This window comes from Caloramator australicus RC3 (assembly GCF_000297115.1).
In the GTDB taxonomy this organism is placed as follows: Bacteria; Bacillota; Clostridia; order Clostridiales; family Caloramatoraceae; genus Caloramator; species Caloramator australicus.
In genome coordinates this window covers 1-18858 of sequence record NZ_CAKP01000060.1, presented here as the reverse complement: position 1 = coordinate 18858, position 18858 = coordinate 1, and the positions used below count along the sequence as shown (strand labels likewise).

Annotated in this window: 17 protein-coding genes and 2 CRISPR repeat arrays; of the genes, 16 read left to right on the top strand and 1 reads right to left on the bottom strand. The window is 30.8% G+C overall.

What is annotated here, in order from left to right; translation table 11 throughout:
- Positions 1 to 1011: IS21 family transposase (gene istA, locus CAAU_RS05315; RefSeq protein WP_156792041.1), on the bottom strand; the 1011-nt coding region annotated here is incomplete at its 3' end.
- Positions 1012 to 1251: 240 nt separating this feature from the next.
- On the opposite strand from istA, the gene CAAU_RS05310 reads away from it, so the two are divergent.
- The 16 genes from CAAU_RS05310 to CAAU_RS13880 all read left to right on the top strand — a co-directional run bounded on the left by CAAU_RS05310 (position 1252) and on the right by CAAU_RS13880 (position 17557).
- Positions 1252 to 1818 (top strand): nucleotide exchange factor GrpE, encoded by a 567-nt coding sequence (locus CAAU_RS05310; protein ID WP_008908397.1) that lies wholly within the window; start codon positions 1252 to 1254, stop codon positions 1816 to 1818.
- Positions 1809 to 3530 carry an Hsp70 family protein gene (locus CAAU_RS05305; RefSeq protein ID WP_008908396.1) on the top strand — a complete coding sequence of 574 codons (1722 nt, stop codon included), beginning with the start codon at positions 1809 to 1811 and terminating at the stop codon, positions 3528 to 3530. The genes CAAU_RS05310 and CAAU_RS05305 overlap by 10 nt, the downstream gene beginning before the upstream one ends.
- A gap of 15 nt (positions 3531 to 3545) precedes the next feature.
- Positions 3546 to 4682, top strand: coding sequence for a tol-pal system YbgF family protein (locus CAAU_RS05300; protein WP_008908395.1), 1137 nt, complete (start codon positions 3546 to 3548; stop codon positions 4680 to 4682).
- Between the two features lie 555 nt (positions 4683 to 5237).
- Entirely contained in the window at positions 5238 to 6167 is a 930-nt protein-coding gene (gene cas1 / locus CAAU_RS05295) for a CRISPR-associated endonuclease Cas1 (RefSeq protein ID WP_008908394.1), read from the top strand.
- A complete protein-coding gene (gene cas2 / locus CAAU_RS05290) occupies positions 6164 to 6478 on the top strand; it encodes a CRISPR-associated endonuclease Cas2 (RefSeq protein ID WP_008908393.1) in 315 nt (104 codons plus the stop codon). Before cas1 ends, cas2 begins: the two co-directional genes overlap by 4 nt.
- Complete coding sequence (ligD, locus tag CAAU_RS05285; protein ID WP_008908392.1) at positions 6475 to 8616, top strand: non-homologous end-joining DNA ligase LigD; 2142 nt, start codon at positions 6475 to 6477, stop codon at positions 8614 to 8616. The genes cas2 and ligD overlap by 4 nt, the downstream gene beginning before the upstream one ends.
- A gap of 257 nt (positions 8617 to 8873) precedes the next feature.
- Positions 8874 to 9300: a CRISPR direct-repeat array (repeat unit 37 nt; unit sequence GTAGAAATGACCTTGACCTGATTGAAGGGATTATCAC).
- Between the two features lie 444 nt (positions 9301 to 9744).
- The gene (locus CAAU_RS13885) at positions 9745 to 10362 is read left to right on the top strand and encodes a DnaJ domain-containing protein (protein ID WP_008908391.1); all 618 of its coding nucleotides are present in this window, start codon (positions 9745 to 9747) and stop codon (positions 10360 to 10362) included.
- 32 nt (positions 10363 to 10394) lie between these two features.
- Entirely contained in the window at positions 10395 to 10856 is a 462-nt protein-coding gene (locus CAAU_RS05275; RefSeq protein ID WP_008908390.1) for a hypothetical protein, read from the top strand.
- Positions 10857 to 11018: 162 nt separating this feature from the next.
- Positions 11019 to 11825 carry a hypothetical protein gene (locus CAAU_RS05270; RefSeq protein WP_008908389.1) on the top strand — a complete coding sequence of 269 codons (807 nt, stop codon included), beginning with the start codon at positions 11019 to 11021 and terminating at the stop codon, positions 11823 to 11825.
- Between the two features lie 124 nt (positions 11826 to 11949).
- Entirely contained in the window at positions 11950 to 12885 is a 936-nt protein-coding gene (locus tag CAAU_RS05265; protein WP_008908388.1) for a DUF1848 domain-containing protein, read from the top strand.
- A gap of 26 nt (positions 12886 to 12911) precedes the next feature.
- On the top strand, positions 12912 to 13424 hold the full coding sequence (locus tag CAAU_RS05260) for a YcjF family protein (protein ID WP_008908387.1): 513 nt from the start codon (positions 12912 to 12914) through the stop codon (positions 13422 to 13424).
- Positions 13405 to 14244: a hypothetical protein gene (locus CAAU_RS05255; protein ID WP_008908386.1), complete on the top strand. Its 840-nt coding sequence runs from the start codon at positions 13405 to 13407 to the stop codon at positions 14242 to 14244. The genes CAAU_RS05260 and CAAU_RS05255 overlap by 20 nt, the downstream gene beginning before the upstream one ends.
- A gap of 57 nt (positions 14245 to 14301) precedes the next feature.
- Positions 14302 to 15597: a TIGR02221 family CRISPR-associated protein gene (gene csx2 / locus CAAU_RS05250; protein WP_008908385.1), complete on the top strand. Its 1296-nt coding sequence runs from the start codon at positions 14302 to 14304 to the stop codon at positions 15595 to 15597.
- A gap of 73 nt (positions 15598 to 15670) precedes the next feature.
- Positions 15671 to 16501: a DUF5685 family protein gene (locus tag CAAU_RS05245; protein ID WP_008908384.1), complete on the top strand. Its 831-nt coding sequence runs from the start codon at positions 15671 to 15673 to the stop codon at positions 16499 to 16501.
- The gene (locus CAAU_RS05240; protein WP_008908383.1) at positions 16467 to 17060 is read left to right on the top strand and encodes a J domain-containing protein; all 594 of its coding nucleotides are present in this window, start codon (positions 16467 to 16469) and stop codon (positions 17058 to 17060) included. The genes CAAU_RS05245 and CAAU_RS05240 overlap by 35 nt, the downstream gene beginning before the upstream one ends.
- Positions 17061 to 17071: 11 nt before the next feature.
- Entirely contained in the window at positions 17072 to 17557 is a 486-nt protein-coding gene (locus tag CAAU_RS13880; RefSeq protein ID WP_008908382.1) for a hypothetical protein, read from the top strand.
- Positions 17558 to 17703: 146 nt separating this feature from the next.
- Positions 17704 to 18812: direct repeats of the CRISPR family, unit length 30 nt; unit sequence GTTCTTAGCCTACCTATGAGGGATTGAAAC.
- Positions 18813 to 18858 lie beyond the last annotated feature (46 nt).

Below are 18858 nucleotides of genomic sequence, written 5' to 3'. Positions count from 1 at the left end.
ATTTTGCTTATACAATAGGGTATTGTCTTTTCTAACGACATAGGTTAAAATGTTCTTAGGTGAATTTTGTTTTGGGGATACCGGAATTAAGTGTTGTTTTTCGAGTGCAAACACTTCTTTCGGTATTCTTTTTATTGTCCCATGAACGTTTGCATTGCCTGTTCTATCGAGCCATTCTAAGCAGGATTTATTAAATGAATCTATATCTTCAAAAATTCTATGTTTTGCAAAATTATTCTTAACATATTTCACTACCGCTTCTATTTTCCCCTTACTTTCTGGGTCATATGGTCTACATAATCTAATTTTAAATTTCATAAAGTCCACATATTTTTGAAATTCTTCAGTATATATTACATCACCAAAGTTTTCATCAACTGCAAGAAGCCTATCTTGATCATAAACAATCTCTTTAGTGCTTCCACCAAAGAATTCAAATGCTTTATCGTGTGCTTCGATAAAATCAACAGTAGTAAAAGGCTTGGCCTGCCAGTAGGCAAACTTCATTCTTGAATGTGATAGAACCATGGCAAAGCAATACAGCTTTATTCTTGAGCCATCTATAGTATCAACCCAAATCTGACCAAAATCCACCTGTGATTGGAATCCCATTTCTAATTCTTCTACTGCTTCATATTGTCTTTTGTGTCCCTGCTTTGGTATTTTGTATTCACTTCTCAAGGAACTTATATATGCCCTTACTGATCTTTCAGAACACGGAACATTGCCATATCTTTCTTTAATCCAGTCAGTTATCTGAGCCGATGATAAATCAGGATAAGTGCTAAGCCATTGAAGTATCTGATCCTTGTAGATATCAAGCTTTTTCTTTTTTCTCTTTCTGTTTAAATCTGAAAATTCATCAGGTGTCATGTTGAAGTATTTACTAACCGTTTTGTAATCCACCCCCAGATATCTTGCAATTTGAGACTTTTTCAAGCCATTTCCCTTTAGGTTTTTGATTTCAGAAAACAATCTCCATCCCTTCTTTTTACCATTTATGATTCCCACAATATCTCCCCCTGTTATCTTAAACTAATTAAATTTTAACAGGAGAAGATAGTTGCTGTATATATTACTGGTAAATTTTCGGGATTTTTAACTTCCGAAATCTCTCCATTTTATTTTACCACTTACAATATATACAATTATATAAAAATTATATATTAGTGCAAAAAAATATGAATATAACAAGTTATATAATAAACTTGCATCGCTTTGGTGCAAGTTTATTTTTTAGGAGGTGGAAATTTGAATCTTTTGAATGAAATAAAGAAAATAAAAAATATTGACCTTGAGGGAATCGATGAAGAATTGGAGACTATCGATGAAGAAGTATTAATAGGAATAGAAAACAAAAACATAATTGAAAGGGCTGTAAAAAAGAGCCTTCAGGGAATCGAATGGATATCCCAGGAATTAGAGAGCTTGTCTAAAAACATTGAAAAGCTAAAGGAAAATGAAATAAACTTATTAAAAGCCGTTATATATATTTATGACTACATCGATGGAATAATAATGGCTTTAATTAAGAGCGGAAAAATTGATGAAAAAAACATATACTTAATGGACAAGGCTGCAGAAATACTTAACAAATTTGAAAGCGAATTGAAAAAGGCAGGGGTGATTGTGGAAAAAAGTGAGTATAAAAAGTTTGACACCTATCTGCATGAGATAATTGCAACGGAAAAGAATGATGAATGGGAGGAAGGAACTATTCTTCATGTTATCAAGAAAGGTTTTATTTATAACGGCAAAATTTTAAGAAAAGCAAAGGTTATAACATCAAGTAAAGGAGATGATATAAAATGGCCATAATTGGAATAGATTTAGGAACATCCACCTGCGAAATTGCTTATTTTAAGGATGGTAAGCCGCAAATAATTTTAAACGACAAGGGTGAAAGGATAACCCCCTCCTATGTTGGGATTGACACCAATGGCGACATAGTTGTTGGTCAGGATGCAAAGGACCAATTTATAGGGAGACGACAATTTACAACCATGGAATATAAAAGACTTATGGGGACAAATGAGAAGATTAGATTAGGGGATAAACTTTACTTTCCAGAAGAAATATCTGCCATAATGCTTAAATATTTAAAGGAATGTGCAGAAAAATATTTAAAAGAGGAAGTTACCGAAGCTGTAATTACTGTTCCTGCAAATTTTAACAATAACCAAAGGGAAGCTACTTTAAATGCCGCTAAACTTGCTGGGCTTAAGGTTGAAAGACTCATTAATGAGCCAACAGCAGCTGCCCTTGCCTTCGGACTTAAAAATATTGATAAAAATTTAAAGGTTTTAGTTTTTGATTTTGGCGGTGGCACATTAGATGTTACTGTTCTTGAAATATTCGATGGGGTTATAGATGTAATGTCAAGCTATGGGGATCCATTTCTTGGAGGAAAAGACTTTGATGAGAGACTATGCGAATTTATAATACAAGAGATGAAAAGGCGAATTAATTTTCATGTAGCACAGGATGATTTTTTGACTATGTCTAAAATTAAAGCTGCAGCAGAAGAGGCTAAAAAGAACCTTTCCTTTGATAAGGAGGCCTTAATTGTTATCGAAAACGTATATAGCAATGGAAATATTATTGACTTTAAGATAAAGATTTCGAGGGAAGAGTTTGAAGAAATGGTTTTTGACTTAGTTGAAAGGGCAGGATACATCATAGATAAGGCGTTGGAGGATAAGGATTTAAGTTATGATGATATAGATTTAGTGCTTATGGTTGGTGGAACTACAAGAATACCCCTTGTTAGAAAATATGTAAAGGAAAAATTAAATAAGGACATAAAGACCGAAATAAACCCAGATGAGGCGGTGGCACTAGGTGCAGCCATTCAGGCAGCAATTATGTCAGGTAAAATGGATGAAGAAAAGGGTTTAATGATAACGGATATTTGTCCATACAATTTAGGAGTGGCAAGCGTTGCAGAGATAAATGGTCAGCTTTTTGCGGATGTATTTTCAAAGATAATTGAAAGAAATACTACTATTCCAACGTCTAAATCAAAGGAGTTTTATACCCTTTATGATAATCAAACTGAAGTAGAAATAAAGGCCTATCAAACGCTTGATAATGATTGCTTGTTCGTTGATGATGCAACCTTTATTGGAAGTTTTCATTTAAGCGGTATACCGGAGAATAAAGCTGGTAAAGAAGCTATATTAGTTGAGTTTTCCTATGATTTGAATGGGAATATAAAAATCACTGCTACGATAAAAAGCAATGGAATATCGAAGGATTTAGAGATAAAAAATCAAAGCAGCCTATCTTTAGATCAAGTTATTGAAAAGATGGATGCCATTGACGATTCATGGAAAAAATCTAGATTAGCTTCAAAATATAAAATAACAATCGAAACAGCTGAAAAAAAGATAAAACAAATGGATGATATTAAGTTGAAAAATGAACTTTTCGATTTGGTTGTTAAACTAAAAGAATATATAAAAAATGAAGATGAAGAAAATGCAGATTTAATTGACGGAAGGATTTTGGACTTTATTTTAGATATCTAAAACGGAGGGTTTAATGTGTTACAAAGTATCATAAATAAAGGCTTTTATTATGCCAAAAAGGGAGATTTGAAAAGGGCTCAAAGAATTTTTGATTTTATCATAAAAACAAGGGAATATACTCCTGAAGTATTGCATGCTTCAGGAGTGATACTTTTGTATTATGGTGAATTTAAAAAGGCATTAAAATTATTAAAATTCAATGCAAAAAACAACCTTTATCAACCCTCTAAAGAGATAGTAGAAAATATTGAAGAAATTAAAAAATATGTAGAAGATTTTAATAAGGCTTTAAACGAATTCAAAATGAACTCATTTAATAAGGTAATAGATTTGTTGGAGAACTATAGACAAAGAGGATTTTTAACTTATGATGCACAAAAGCTTCTCACGTTGGCCTATTATAAGCAAAAGAGGATAGATGATTGTAAAAAGCTGTTAAAGGAGATAGATGAAATATATCCCTTTAATGATTTCACTAAAGAAGTATATAAAGAACTAAATGGACTTTATTATAACGCTAAAAAGTTTTATGAAAAGGCTGTAGTGTGTTTGTTATTAATCGTGATGCTTGGTCCGATGTATTTTATTGGCTTTAGAAATAAAGAAGTGAATAAACCGAAAAAAATACATGCTTATCATGTAAATGACAAGTTTTATGAACTTTTGAAAAACTACTTAGAAGGGGATTATTGTGGGTTTGAAAAAACAAAAGGAAAAACGGATTTAAGGGGATTTAATGAAAAGGAACTGTTGATTTTTAATCTAATTCAGAAGCAATATGAACAAATTGATTTAAGTTACTTTTACAATCAGGGGTTGAAAGCGTTTAGGAAGAAAGATTATAAAAGAGCATCAGAGTATTTTGAAATTGCAAATAAGATTCAAAGTGATAGTTACTTAAAAGAGCATATATTGTTCTTCTTAGCTTCTTCTTATAAATATTTCGATAAAGAAAAAGCCATTTGTTACTACAATGAATATATAAACAAATATATTGACGGATGTTATAGAGCAGAAACTTTATATACATTAACGTTAATATCAACTGATAAAGCTGAAGCCTTTAGATATGCTTTGCAGATTGAGAAGGAATATAAAGATACGATTTATTATAATTCAAAAATAAAAAAGATTTTGAGGGAATATAACTAAAAATTGAAAAGACATGTTTTTGTTAGTAATATATGGAATTTGTTAAAATTATTTGTTATAATAAATCTAGGCAAAAGTAATCAAAAAACCCCCAATCACTTTTTATACATAGGGGGGTTTTTTGAAAACCACTACATCGCAGAAAAATCAAAGCTTGGGAGGTAATTTTTTCAATATACAATCTGTGTATAAAACTTATTTTAACAGCTAAAAAAAGCGATTTTAAATAGGTTTTCAAAAACCACATTCTCAGGCTAGATTTTTCAATACCTCACAAGGGGTGCCGTAGAAATGACCTTGACCTGATTGAAGGGATTATCACTTGGAAGCAGCTTTTTTTCTTAGTGTGACGTTATCTTTGAAGTAGAAATGACCTTGACCTGATTGAAGGGATTATCACTTTCTTGAAGTTTCTTTAATAATTCTAAATTTGCCATAGTAAGTAGAAATGACCTTGACCTGATTGAAGGGATTGAGCAGCTTTTGCTGCTATTTTTTTGTGCAAAAAAATATGAATGTGCAAAATTATAAAATTGACCTAGAGGAGGTGAAAGTTTGGAGGATCTTTATGTTGTTAAGCAGGGGTGTGTTATAAAAAAATTTGATGAACAATTTTTGGTAACAAAGGGCGGGATCAAAATATTTTCTGTTCCTACTTACAAGGTGGACAAAATATTATTGTTCGGCAATCAACAAATAACATCTCAAGCTCTTGCTTTAGCCTTTGAAAACAATATTGATGTTTTATTTTTATCGACAAAAGGGAGACTAAAGGGAAAAGTATACCCCAATATATCAAAAAATGTTTATTTAAGATTTGCACAGTATGAGTGTTGGCGTGATAAAGAAAGAAGATTAAAATTAGCAAAGATATTTATAAAAGGGAAAATTGTTAATCAACAAAATTTATTAAAGCGATATAAAATCTATGATGAAAGATTGGAAGGATTAATGTTAAATGTTGAAAGAGCAAAAGATAATGAAGAACTATTAGGTATAGAAGGATTAGCAAGCAAATATTATTTTGAAGATTTAAAGAATATAATTCCCAAGGATTATAACTTTGATGGCAGAAACAGAAGACCACCTAAGGATGAAGTGAATAGCTTATTGAGTTTAACATACACGATGGTTCTTAATGAAATAATTTCTCAGGTTGAAAGAAATGGCTTAGATAGCTATGTTGGCTTTTTACATAGTATAAAATATGGTAGACAATCTTTGCCATTAGATTTACTTGAAGAATTTAGACAGTATTTTTGTGATTTATTTATTATTAAACTTTTAAACAGAAAAGAGATAACAAAATTAGACTTTTATTTTGATGAGGATGGTGTTTTCCTTAAAGAGAATTCATTAAAAAAATACATATTAAAATTTAATAATGAAATGGAAAAGGTAAAACCTTTAATAAAAAATCAAATTAGTCTTCTTAAAAATTATTTTATACGAGGTGAAGAATATATGCCTGTGGTGTTAAAATGATTAAAGGGATCATATCCTATGATATTAGTATAGATAGGTATAGAAACAAATTAAGCAGGATACTATCCAACTATTGCACAAGAATACAATATAGCGTTTATCAATTTGAACTTGATGAAAAGATATATAAAGATATGCTCAAAAAAATAGAAGCCTTTTATAGAAATTACTTAAGATATGCCTATACATCGGCAAATATAGATGACATTACAAGAAGTATTTATATATTTTTATTATGTGAAGGGTGCTTTAATAGGAAAATCGTTTTTGATAAAAGAGTCAAAAATTCTAATAGGGAAATGATAATATGAAAAAGTATATGATAAAAAACAAAAATAAATTCCGCGAGGTAGTAGTTTATGAAGATGATGAACTTAGATTAAGAAAAGAATTAAAAGAAAAGTTAGAAAAATATTTTATCTTTCCACCTTGCGTATTTTCATTTATTAAAGGCAGATCTGCTAAAGATGCAATAATATTAGCCAAGGAATATATAAATCAATACGATTATTTTTTCAAATGTGACATAAAGGATTTTTTTCCTTCAATAAATATAGAAAAACTTTTGAATTTACTTAGAAAAAGGGTAAATGATGTTAAATTTTTTAAAGAATTAGAAAAATTAATAATCGAAGATAACAAAATAGCTGATTTTAAAGGATTACCTTTAGGAAGCCCCTTAAGTCCTATTCTATCTAATGTTTATCTTGAAGAATTTGATAATTATTTTTATAAAAATAAAAAAATACGATATCTAAGGTTTTGTGACGACATGATATTTTTTAGCAATGCTAATATATATGACGAGATTATTAACAAACTAAAAGAATTAGGTCTAAACTTAAATGAAACAAAAACTATTTTAGGTGCTAAGGGAGATAGTGTAAAGTTTTTGGGAATTATAATAAATTTTAAAAAGGTAAGGGTAGATGATGATAAAATGAGGGAACTTGCAAGCAAAAACCTAAATATTCCAGGTTATTATAATAATTTAATTGATAATAACGATTTAATTGCTTTGTTAGATGCAGTAAAAAATAAAGATGAAGAAAAGTTTATTTCGGTGTTAAGTGAACTTAACAAAGAATTATTAAATGATAATGTGATAGAAAGATTAAAGAAAAAAATAGAAGTTCAGCTTGGTGAAAAACATAAATTGGCTTTTCAATATATACTTTTTAATAACAAGGATGAAATTATAGAAAAATTAGTAGAAGAAAACAAATTTTATTTAATTGAGGGATTTGAAGAACTCATAAGGCAAATAGAAAACAAAAACAAGTATATAAGAGAATTTATTAAACTGTTTTCAGGGAGAAAGAGCGTATATTTTGTAACTAAAAATGGTAATAAAGATTACCAAAAAATAAACGGAGAGATAGATGATGCATTAGTAAAGAAACATTTTAATGGACTAATAACTCTTGCTGTAAGATTAGACTGCGAAAATGGAACTAGCAATAAGCTTGTTTTTGATATTGACTGTGTAAATGATGTGCAAAAAGCCTTTAATGTTGCAAAAGAAATAAAAAGGGAATTGATGCATAAGGGATACGAATCATATATCGAATTTAGCGGTAAAAAGGGTTATCATGTTTGGACTTTCTTTAAAGAAACTATAAAAATAAATTTATTAGAAAAAATAGCAAAAGAGGTATTAGAAAATGTGAATTATAAGGATGTGAATATTGAAATAAAACCTAAAGAAAATATTATAGTTGATACAGAAAATGTAATTAAATTGCCGTTAGGATTGCACCCTGAAACTTGTAAAAGGACGGAATTTTTAGAAATTAGCAGCCTTAAAGATATAAAATTAAATGAATATTATAGTTATGCCGATGACAATGTTTTCTTTGAAAATTTAAGGCAAAATTACAATGAAGCTTATAAAATAGCGGTAAATTGTAAAGTAATAAAATATTTGCTGGAAAACGGTATAAGAAAAAAGCATTTGACTCATTTTGAAAGGCTTTTACTTTTATATGTATTTAATTACATAGAAAAAGGGAAGGACTTTATCCATTTTTTGATGAGCCAAATGGATAATTATAGTTTTAACATCACAGAGAAATTTATTAACAAAGCACCCGAAAGGCCAATATCTTGTAAGAAAATCAGGGAATATATGAAGGATAATGATATAATATCAGAATGCTGCTGTAAATTTGAAATACCAGAGGGTGTTTATTCAAGCCCAATTCTTTATTCTGATAATGCAGAGTTTTTTAAAACATCTGTTGAACTTTCTATAAAAGAAGTAGTTGATGAAGTATTAAAATTAAAATCCCAAAGGGAAGAATTAGACAAAAAGATAACTCATTTAGAGAGAAAGCTAAATGTTTTGTTTAATATTTTAGGCAAAGACGAAGTAAATATTGATATTGGAAAATTAAAAAGAATAAGAGAAAATGAAGAAAGTAAATGGATTATTGATATAAAATTTTGAATAATGTGGAATTTTAGACGAGATATTGTTATAATTATACATAGGAAAATCAATCAAAAAACCCCCAATCACTTTTTATACATAGGGGGTTTTTTGAAAACCACTACATCGCAGAAAAATCAAAGCTTGGCAGGTAATTTTTTTAATATACAATCCGTGTATAAAACTTATTTTAACAGCTAAAAAAAGCGATTTTAAATAGGTTTTCAAAAACCACATTCTCAGGCTAGATTTTTCAATACCTCACAAGGGGTGCCGTAGAAATGACCTTGACCTGATTGAAGGGATTATCACATCACCTCCTCTCTTTTTTCTACAAATGTTTCGTATGGAATAGGTAGAAATGACCTTGACCTGATTGAAGGGATTATCACTAAAGCCATCGGACATTATTGTTTGCACCTCCTTTACTGTGATGTAGAAATGACCTTGACCTGATTGAAGGGATTATCACAAAACTGCAGCTTCAAGTTGTGATATCTGATTATCAATATTAGTAGAAATGACCTTGACCTGATTGAAGGGATTATCACATGAGGTTGAGGCGCGACAGTCCATTGTGACTGTCGTAGAAATGACCTTGACCTGATTGAAGGGATTATCACCTGCTACACTATCTTGCCGTCGCAACACACTGTTGCACTTTGGTAGAAATGACCTTGACCTGATTGAAGGGATTAATAGAATTGTTCGATTATGCAGAAAAATATGAATGGGTAATGTTTTATAATTGGATCAAGAAGAGAGGTGATTTACTGGAGAAGGGCATTTGTGGGGAAAGTCAATTTGACTTTATGTGCGAATTTTTCGCACATAACATAAGGCTTTTTAATGCCTTATGTTAAGGTAGCAATCTTTGGTTGCTACCTGGCTGAACTTTTTTAGTTCAGCATAAAGGCTTGAGCATAGCCTTTGCATTAAGAAAGGAGAGATAATTATGATCATTTAAAATGCAGCGCTAGGCAATGGTGCTTAGCATACCAGCTTATAGGCTGGAGCCAATAGGTATCAAACCTATTGGCATTTTTGTTTTTTAAATAAAAAATCTATACAATGATGCAAAAAAATATGAATTTATAAATGCTTATAATTAATTTTGTGATAAGTTTTGGTTGTGAGGTGTTATAAATGAAGGATTATTATCAAATTTTAGGTATACAACAAAATGCCACCCAAGATGAGATAAAAAAGGCTTATTTTAAAAAAGTTAGAATCCACTCGCCGGAAAAGGATCCTGAAAATTTCAAGTTAATAAGGGAAGCATACGAAGTTTTATCCAATGAAAAGCTTCGAAGGGCTTATGATACAAGTGGATATCAAGAGGAAGCTAAAAAGAAAATTGAGGAAGCAATTAAACTTATGGATGAAAATGAATTTGAAAGGGCATCAGTTATTTTACAAAAATTAATGGATGGTGATGTTCGCTTTGCTATATGCTATGTATTGATGGCTTCATGCTATGTAAGGTTAAACTGGCTTGATAAGGCAATAGATATTCTTGAAGATGCTCTACAGGATGATTGCTTAGATGTAGTAGAACAAATTGATATAGCTTTTATACTCATAAATATATTGATTAACTATAGGATGACACACCGAGATGTGAATGTTGTAGATTATATAGCTAACATATACTACGAGGCTGATGAATATGTTAATTCCAAAATTATATCCTTTATCAATGAATCTAATGAGACAAAAAACATAAGGGCTATGTATTTTATATATGGCTATATAATTATTTAAATGAAGAAAATGATGAAGATGAAGATGAGATAATGAAGTATGAAGAAACTGCGTGGGATTATGTTGATATTTTAAGGGATTTAGACAGCCTATACAGGGATAGAAAATTAGATATAGAATTTAAAGATCTTCTTATCTATTTACACGAATATAGACTTATGGCAGAAGAACAAGATAGTAGAAATGTATTTAATAATATAGTTGTCAAATTATATGGTATTGGTGTCGGAAGGATAACAAGAAATATAGAAATTCTTAAGACTTATTATAATGACGTATATGAAAAATACAGTAAAGAATTGAATACTATATTGGCTACAATAAAAGGAATTAAAGAAAAGGAAGAGCAAAATCAACAATCCTTTAAAAGTAATTATCAATACAATCAAACCGAACCGACAGTTAAACAACAAACACAAAATAAAAATGATGATGGATACGGAGGGTGCTTATTTCTAATATTATTGCTAATATTTTTCTTGTTTCACTGTTAATTTAAAGCTCTATGTTATTGACAATAAATATAACAATTGTTAAAATATAGATGTAACAAAATATAAATTAAAAGCACTCTCCTATAGATTTTGAAATTTAAAGTGGGTTTACGCTATAAGTGTGCCCATTTTTAGAAAATAATCTATAGGAGGTTTTGTTTTATGAAGGTAAGATTCCAATTGCTCTCATGGCAAAATGTTAAAAGCGATGTCATCTCAGTTTTCAATCTTAGAAAGGCAGAGGTTGAGATTTTGGAGAGTTTAATTTCCAAAAAAGATGATGAAAAAATCCTTGCTATGGTTGACAGATTAAGCAGAAAGAAAAATTTACAATGTAGCATCGATAACACTATAAAGGCAGTTCTTAAGGAGAAGATGACATATCTTAGCGGCACCAAGAATTTCAATAGCTATGATAAAGTTAATCAAAAAATTTTTCAAATACCGATAAATCCCCTTTATCTTGACAAAAACTCAATAGGGCTAAAAAGCTATAGGGTATTTATAGATTTTCTAACAAGATTAAGTAGCATAGATAGCACCACTGCACTGGATGAAATAATCGATGCTTTGGAATTAAAATCTGAACGCAAGGGATTAGACAACGTTAATTTAGAGCTAAAATCAATAATCCTTAGCAAAAGCAGCGTTTATTCATATTCAGGGGATAAAAAGATACTTAATCTAATTGAATACTTATCAAGAATACAAAACAGCGGATTAATAAAGGAAATTGAAAAAATATTATTCTGCAACAAAGGGAAGGTTGAATTTGTAGATAAATATGCAGAAAGATATGTAAACAAGATATTTATAGAAACAAGAAGAGCAGAGTTTGAAGCATACAAGGTGTCAAAGGAAGCTCTAATAAGAGCAGCATGTGTTCACTATGTTTACAACATATTATGCAGCATATGCTATAAGGCAGCAGTTAAAAGCGCTGTAATTATAGTAAACCAAGGCGCTTAAAGCCTTGGTTTACATCATATATGCATTAGTGTTTATAGATACTCATTATTGATTTTAAATTAAATTTTATTAAGATATAATAAAGTTAAGTTAATTGAATTGCTTATTTGAGGAGTGAAATATTATGATAATTAGCGCCAGCAGGAGGACGGATATTCCTGCCTTTTATTCAGAATGGTTTATGGAAAGAATCAGAAGGGGTTATGCAACATTTGTTAACCCCTTTAATGCAAATCAAATAAACAAGGTATCCCTTAAAAGGGAGGATGTCGACGTTATAGTTTTTTGGACAAAAAATCCAAAACCTTTAATGAAGCATTTGGATGAGATCGATAGATTAGGATATAAATATTATTTTCAATATACACTAAACAACTATTCAAAGGTTTTTGAACCTAATTTACCTCCTTTTGAAGAAAGAATAAAAACTTTTAAAGAGCTATCCGATAGGATAGGAAAAGAAAAGGTAATATTAAGGTATGATCCGATTATATTATCTGATATCACTCCATTTGAATTTCACTTGAATAGCTTTAGTAGGATAGTCAAGGATTTATCAGGATATACCAATAGGGTAGTTATAAGTATCTTTGACGATTATAGAGGGGCATCGAGAAGGTTAAAAAAGGCAGGAATAAATGTATTTGAAAATCCTTTTAATCATCCAGAGTTTAGGGAATTTATTAAATCTTTGGCGAGTTTAGCAAAGGCTCATGATATGGAAATTTATAGCTGTGCAGAGGTTGTAGACCTTGAAGAAGAAGGGGTTTTACATGGCAAATGTGTAGATGACGAATATATTAAAAAGGTGTTTAACATAGATGTTACAAAAAAGAAGGATACGGGACAAAGAAAGGAATGTGGCTGCGTTGCAAGTAAAGATATAGGAGTTTTTGACACCTGCCCCCATAAGTGCATCTATTGCTATGCAAATATGTCCGAAGCTTTGGTGGATAAGAAAAGAAGGGAGCATGATCCTAATTCCCCATCTCTTGTTGGATGGCATGATGTAAAAGAAAAGGAAGATTATGAGCAAAAAAGTTTTTTTGATCTTTTGTGATTTTTTGCTTTAAGGAGTGGTTTTTTTTGAATATTGATGAAGTTCTAGAAAGGATAAACGATGAGATAAAAAAGGAATACTTGGAGGATAAAAGGGTCGAAAGGGTTATAAAGTTTTGTTCTGCTCTATGTGCAGGAATAGCTCTTCAACCTATTCCTATCGCTGATTTTCCTATATTAACAACCATCGAAGTTGCCATGGTTATGAAGATAGGGAATATAAGAGGATTTCAAATTTCAAGGGATAGAGCATTAGATATATTAAAGGAGATTTTAGGTGTTGTAGGACTTGGATATTTAGCAAAGTCGGGAATAATATTTGCCTATAAAACCTTCATTCCCTTCTTAGGAGGATTTTTTACCATTCCGTTAGTATATGGTGCTTGTTATGCTATAGGAAAGGTTGCGGACTTTTATTTTGTCCAAAAAAGATCGGGAAATCCTATAAATAAAAAACAACTTCAAGTTATATACAAAAGAGAATTGGAGGAGGGGAAAAGGATAGGGAGTGAATTAAAAAATGAAAACAAAGATAAGTAACTTATCAAAACATATAAAAAATATTTACGGCAAAGTAAAGGATGATCACCTTAAGCCAATTTTTATATCCTTATTAAAATCAAAGGATGATTTTCAATATACCTTTGATACAAAGGACCTTTTGGAAGCTATAAGGAGGGCTTATCCTGATCTTAAGGATTCATCAGTAGAAGATATTGGGAGGTATATAAACAGCTTAGACGATGCACAGCTTAAGGGGTTTATAAACAACCTAAAGGGGGTTTATCATGAGATAAAATTTGTTGAATTTGAAAATAAAGATAAAGACCACTACTTTGCAAAGCTTTTTACTGAAACAAATCACCCAGGTTCTGATGTTATTCTTTACAATACAAAAACAGGAGAAGTTGAATATCTTCAACTTAAGGCGACGGATGATATAAACTATATAAAAGAAGCAATGGTAAAATATCCTGATATAAGAATTGCTTCAACTAAAGAAGTGGCAGAAAGGCTACATATAGATACTACTGGTATGTCAAATGAAGAAATAACCAAAACAGTTAAAAGGGAAATAGAAAGAATAAAAGATTATGGGGATAAAGATTTAACAGATTATATTCCCAAAGGCTTGTTTTGGTATACGTTGTTTCAGATATATCCTTTGTTTTTAGATTATAAAAACAAAAAAATATCCTTTGAAGAATTAAAAAATAGTTTAAAAACTATTTTAGGGTATAGGCTTACCAATTTTTTAATCTTTAGCATATTACTTAGTATTCCCTTTGTTTCCAATATAACAATGCTTTTTTTAATCTATAGCCTTCTTAAAGAAGGTTACGATATTTTTAAAAATTAATAAAATATATTCACAAATATACAAATATTTGGTAATATCGAGTTTAGGGGTGGTTTTATGGGTAAAAAGTTTATTAGCATTCTTGGAACAAACGATTACCAAGAAACCATATATAACTTGGGGGATTTTACATTTAAAACATCATATATTCAGGAATTTTTAACAAGGTATTTTTGTAAGGATTGGGATAAGGAAGATAAGGTGATTATATTTTTAACGGAGGATGCAAGAAAATTAAATTGGAATAACGAGCTAATATCAACAAGAAGATTAAAGACCAAATTAGAATCTTTAAAGGATGAAGGATATGGCTTTACAATTTTGGACAAAGATATACCAGAAGGAAAGAATGAAGAGGAAATATGGCAGATTTTTAGATGCATATTCGATGAAATAGAAGAAGGGGACGAGGTAATATTTGATATAACCCACGGATTTAGATCTTTACCAATGCTTGCTCTAACTGTTTTAAACTATGCAAAGGTTGTTAAGGATATAAAAATATTAGGAATATATTATGGGGCATTTGAACTTAACAAAAACAGGGATTCGGAATTTATAGTGCCTGTTTTTGATCTTACTAATTTCGATTCAATACTTGAATGGTCCTATGCAGTTAATGCATTTTTGAAATACGGCAATGCAAAGCATATAAGCGATGTTGCAAATATAAGCTTAAGGGAAAAGTTGATTCAAAGGGATCCTGATGCAATAGCAGTAAGGAATTTTGCTAATTCATTAAACAATTTCACAAGCGCGATTTTAACTTGTAGAGGAAAATTCATAGAAGGTTTTGGAGCGGAAAAGTCAATTTATTCAGCATATCAAAATATGAAAAACAATTTGATGGATGTTAAGGATAGATGCTCAAAGGGACCTTTACAAATGCTACTTCCTTTATTTGATAAAATAGAGAAAAGGACAAAGAACTTTGACTCGCGGGACAATTTACACATAGGCATTGCAACTGTTGGATGGTGCATAGAAAATGATTTGATTGAACAAGCTTATACTGCATTAGATGAAGCTGCTATTACATATGTTTGCCAAAGATTTGGATTGGATGAAACTAATTCTATTCACAGAGAGGAGATAGTTGCAAAAGCTCTTAATATAAAGGCTTTAAATAGACCAAGGGACACTTGGAAGATTGATAAGGAGTATGAAGAAAAGATAGCCGAATTGGTCGATAAAATCGATAAAGATTTTGCAGATTTTTATCAAAGTATAAAGGGAATAAGAAATGATTTAAACCATTTTGGATATACTGACAATGTAAAAAAGATTAGCGATTTTAAGAGGGAGATTAAAAATTTATATGATAATTTTAAAAAAATAATATCAGATAAATAGGCCCTTTGGGGCTTTTGTTTTTTATTAAAAGATGTCGTAAAATATAATTATATGCTTCAAAAGAAGGTGAAATATGTTCGGGTATGTTGTCCCTTTAAAGAATGAGCTAAAAATAAAAGAATTTGATATTTTTAAAGGATATTATTGTGGGATATGTAAAAGTATAGGTAAAATTAATTATCCGACTAAATATTTTTTAAATTATGATATGGCCTTTTTAGCTTTGTTTCTATCTTCCATAGAACATGAAAGGCAAATTCCATTGAGAAATTTCTGCCCATACAAATTTAGAAAGGTAAATTTCTATCTAAATGAATATATAGAATATGCAGCCTTTTTAAATGTCTTTTTGGTAAACAGAAAGCTAATGGATAATTATAAGGATAACAATAATATAATTTATTATTTAGCTTCAAAGCTTATAAAAGCAAATTATAGTAGTTCTATAAAGGAGAAATTAAAAAACATAGATAAATATCTTCATGAAATATTTAAACTTGAAAAGGAAAACTCATCAGACTTAGATATTTTGAGCCATTATTTTGGAAAGGTCTTAGAGGAGATCTTTGATGTTTTTGATGATAAGAGAAAAATAGCCCTTAAATATTTTGGATATAACCTTGGGAGATGGATTTATGTTATAGATGCTTTAGATGATTTAAAGGAGGATATTAAAAAGGGTATATATAATCCTTTAAAAGATAAATTGGATATTGATGCTGTAAGGTTTGCACTTTATAGTTACCTTGATAACCTAACTAAGGCTTATGAAATTATGGAAATAAAAAAGAATAAGGGGCTTTTAGACAATATTATTTATTTAGGACTAGCAGATAAAACTGAAACTGTTTTAAAGGGGGAAAATAAAAATGAAGGATCCATACGAAGTTTTAGGTGTAAGTAGAAACGCTTCAATAGACGATATTAAAAAAGCCTATAGAGAACTTGTTAAAAAATATCACCCTGATAAATATCAAGATAATCCTTTAAGGGAGCTGGCAGAGGAAAAACTAAGAGAAATTAATGAGGCCTATGAGTTTTTACTTAAAAATCATGGACAAGGTAATTTTAACTCGGGTAGTTATTCCTATTCTAATGATTCAACATTTCAAATCGTTAGAGAATATATAATGAAGCAGGATTTTTACAATGCTGAAAGGGAGCTAAACAAGATAAATACGAGAAATGATGAATGGTATTATCTCATGGGGATTGTATATATAAACAAGGGCAACTATTCTCAAGGGTATAGTTACATAAAAAGAGCTGTTGAAATGAATCCATATAATCAGGAGTATAAAGACGCTTTAAACAGGCTAAATAATACATATAGGATGAACAATAGCCAATATTATTCACCACCAAGAAATACAACGGATGATTGCTGTGAAATATGTGCGTATCTTTATTGTGCTGATTGTCTTTGTGAATGCTGTGGTGGGGATTTATTATCCTGCTGCTAGGGTGGGATATTATGGATAGAACAAGAAATTTGACCTATAATGGACTAATTATAGCTCTTACGGTAGCTATTTTATACTTTGGTGCATTTACTAAAAGTAAGCTGTCCTTTTTAGCTATTGCAAGTTTTTTGCTTGCTATTTCAGTAATAGTTTCAGGGATAAAGGGCGGAATTTTAGCTATAGTAGCAACTGATATCCTTTCATTTTTGCTTATTCCGAATTTATATTATAAACTTGTATTTATTCCTATTTCTTTTTATCCGATAATAAAATCATTAGCAGAGAAAAGAAAATACAGTTGGGCTTTAAAGTATGCTTATTTTAATTTAAGCCTTTTTGCTATGTTGATTTTTGGGAAAATATTTCTATATCAAAACTTTTCATCTACAAATTTACCGATTTTTATAATTGTTTTGTTAATTTTTGAATTAGGTTTCTATTTTTATGATTATGCCTTTACAAAGTTTGTATTTTTCATAGTTAGGAGGATTTTTTGAATTTGTCGTCGACCTCCAATCCTGCAAAAAGTGCTGGGGATCGACGACAAAAGAAAATGAGCATTTTCAAGGGTTTGAAGATTTTGTTAACAAAAAATTCAAAATTGACAAAATCTTCAAACCCAGTTATAATAAGCATTGAACGGGTTCTTAGCCTACCTATGAGGGATTGAAACATATAATTATTGCGCTTGACCAATGGATATTTGACAGTTCTTAGCCTACCTATGAGGGATTGAAACAATAGATCAGTGATTTACCTAAAATAAGGTGGTGACTGTTCTTAGCCTACCTATGAGGGATTGAAACTCATAAATGAGGTTTCCTTCATTTCGATAAATCCACTCTGTTCTTAGCCTACCTATGAGGGATTGAAACTCAAAATGTTATGTAACTATAATATTTTGATAATCAGTTCTTAGCCTACCTATGAGGGATTGAAACCCGCATCCAGCCCCGCATATTCGGACAAGTCAACGAAGTTCTTAGCCTACCTATGAGGGATTGAAACTGTGTTGACTAGGGGAACACCCTAGTCAATCAATCTCAGTTCTTAGCCTACCTATGAGGGATTGAAACTCATATTTTAATTTTAGCTCCCTCCACAATATCGCTTCGTTCTTAGCCTACCTATGAGGGATTGAAACTCGATACTTTTTATAAGGTATTAAAGAGGGTGATTAGGGTTCTTAGCCTACCTATGAGGGATTGAAACTCGGGCCTACCGCTTGCACCCGGAAGGTGCAAGTTCAGTTCTTAGCCTACCTATGAGGGGATTGAAACAAAGTAAAGGAGGTTAATAAAAATGAAAAGTAATTATGAGTTCTTAGCCTACCTATGAGGGATTGAAACTCCAGCTCACCAACTATGCGACACTTGTTCTGTCGCATGTTCTTAGCCTACCTATGAGGGATTGAAACAATCTAAAATTGTGCTTTCGTTATCTGTCGCAATTAGTTCTTAGCCTACCTATGAGGGATTGAAACCTTGATGAGGCATATTTATATTTGGATTCAAGAAATGTTCTTAGCCTACCTATGAGGGATTGAAACTCGGTTTGCCCGCGCGCATGTTCAACGAACCTTGCGCGCGCGTTCTTAGCCTACCTATGAGGGATTGAAACGAGGAATTAAGATAAATCAGACTGGAGGTGATTCAAGTTCTTAGCCTACCTATGAGGGATTGAAACGAGGAATTAAGATAAATCAGACTGGAGGTGATTCAAGTTCTTAGCCTACCTATGAGGGATTGAAACGTAAATGCTTTGCAGGTATTGTTTAAGCCAAAATTTGAGTTCTTAG

Coding starts and splice junctions, on each gene's coding strand:
- csx2 (WP_008908385.1), top strand. CDS start 14,302: ATGGGTAAAAAGTTTATTAGCATTCTTGGAACAAACGATTACCAAGAA.
- CAAU_RS13885 (WP_008908391.1), top strand. CDS start 9,745: ATGAAGGATTATTATCAAATTTTAGGTATACAACAAAATGCCACCCAA.
- CAAU_RS05270 (WP_008908389.1), top strand. CDS start 11,019: ATGAAGGTAAGATTCCAATTGCTCTCATGGCAAAATGTTAAAAGCGAT.
- CAAU_RS13880 (WP_008908382.1), top strand. CDS start 17,072: ATGGATAGAACAAGAAATTTGACCTATAATGGACTAATTATAGCTCTT.
- ligD (WP_008908392.1), top strand. CDS start 6,475: ATGAAAAAGTATATGATAAAAAACAAAAATAAATTCCGCGAGGTAGTA.
- cas2 (WP_008908393.1), top strand. CDS start 6,164: ATGATTAAAGGGATCATATCCTATGATATTAGTATAGATAGGTATAGA.
- CAAU_RS05245 (WP_008908384.1), top strand. CDS start 15,671: ATGTTCGGGTATGTTGTCCCTTTAAAGAATGAGCTAAAAATAAAAGAA.
- CAAU_RS05255 (WP_008908386.1), top strand. CDS start 13,405: ATGAAAACAAAGATAAGTAACTTATCAAAACATATAAAAAATATTTAC.
- CAAU_RS05275 (WP_008908390.1), top strand. CDS start 10,395: ATGAAGTATGAAGAAACTGCGTGGGATTATGTTGATATTTTAAGGGAT.
- CAAU_RS05240 (WP_008908383.1), top strand. CDS start 16,467: ATGAAGGATCCATACGAAGTTTTAGGTGTAAGTAGAAACGCTTCAATA.
- CAAU_RS05305 (WP_008908396.1), top strand. CDS start 1,809: ATGGCCATAATTGGAATAGATTTAGGAACATCCACCTGCGAAATTGCT.
- CAAU_RS05265 (WP_008908388.1), top strand. CDS start 11,950: ATGATAATTAGCGCCAGCAGGAGGACGGATATTCCTGCCTTTTATTCA.